Raw genomic sequence first — 1,154 nt, 5'->3', positions numbered from 1 at the left:
GAGCAAGTTTGAGCGCAACAAGCCGCACGTCAACATTGGCACGATTGGTCACGTTGACCACGGCAAGACGTCGTTGACTGCTGCGATCACGAAGTATTTCGGCGAATACAAGGCGTATGACCAGATCGACGCTGCACCGGAAGAAAAGGCCCGCGGTATCACGATTTCGACGGCACACGTTGAATACGAGACACCTGCTCGTCACTACGCGCACGTCGACTGCCCCGGCCACGCCGACTACGTGAAGAACATGATCACCGGTGCTGCCCAGATGGACGGCGCGATCCTGGTTTGCTCTGCAGCCGACGGCCCAATGCCACAGACCCGCGAGCACATTCTGCTGGCGCGTCAGGTTGGCGTTCCTGCGATCGTTGTGTTCCTCAACAAGGTTGACCAGGTTGACGACGCAGAACTGCTGGAACTGGTAGAACTGGAAGTTCGCGAACTTCTGTCGTCCTACGACTTCCCAGGCGACGATATTCCAATCGTCAAGGGTTCGGCTCTTGCTGCTCTTGAGGATAGCGACAAGAAGATCGGCGAAGACGCCATCCGCGAGCTGATGGCTCAGGTTGACGCCTACATCCCAACGCCAGAGCGTCCAATCGATCTGCCGTTCCTGATGCCAATCGAAGACGTGTTCTCGATCTCTGGCCGTGGCACGGTTGTGACGGGTCGCGTTGAGCGCGGTATCGTCAAGGTTGGTGAAGAAGTCGAAATCGTCGGCATCAAGGCAACCTCGAAGACGACGGTCACCGGCGTTGAAATGTTCCGCAAGCTGCTCGATCAGGGCCAGGCTGGCGACAACATCGGCGCACTGGTTCGTGGCGTACAGCGCGATGGCGTTGAGCGTGGTCAGATTCTTTGCAAGCCCGGCTCTGTCAAGCCGCACAAGAAGTTCATGGCTGAAGCCTACATCCTGACGAAGGAAGAAGGCGGTCGTCATACACCGTTCTTCACGAACTACCGTCCACAGTTCTACTTCCGTACGACTGACGTGACCGGTATCGTTTCGCTTCCAGAAGGCACGGAAATGGTTATGCCAGGCGACAACGTTACCGTTGAAGTCGAACTGATCGTTCCAATCGCGATGGAAGAAAAGCTGCGCTTCGCGATCCGCGAAGGCGGCCGTACCGTCGGCGCTGGCACGCTGGCAT

At 57.4% G+C, this 1,154-nt stretch carries 1 protein-coding gene; it reads left to right on the top strand.

Annotated elements, in window-relative coordinates:
• The coding region (gene tuf / locus DSM25558_RS27565) for an elongation factor Tu (protein ID WP_077107786.1) at positions 1–1,154 on the top strand (1,154 nt) is incomplete at both ends.

The organism is Agrobacterium sp. DSM 25558 (assembly GCF_900100825.1).
Taxonomy (GTDB): domain Bacteria; phylum Pseudomonadota; class Alphaproteobacteria; order Rhizobiales; family Rhizobiaceae; genus Agrobacterium.
The sequence above is the reverse complement of the archived record's forward strand: the minus strand, read 5'-3'. Positions and strand labels throughout refer to the sequence as shown.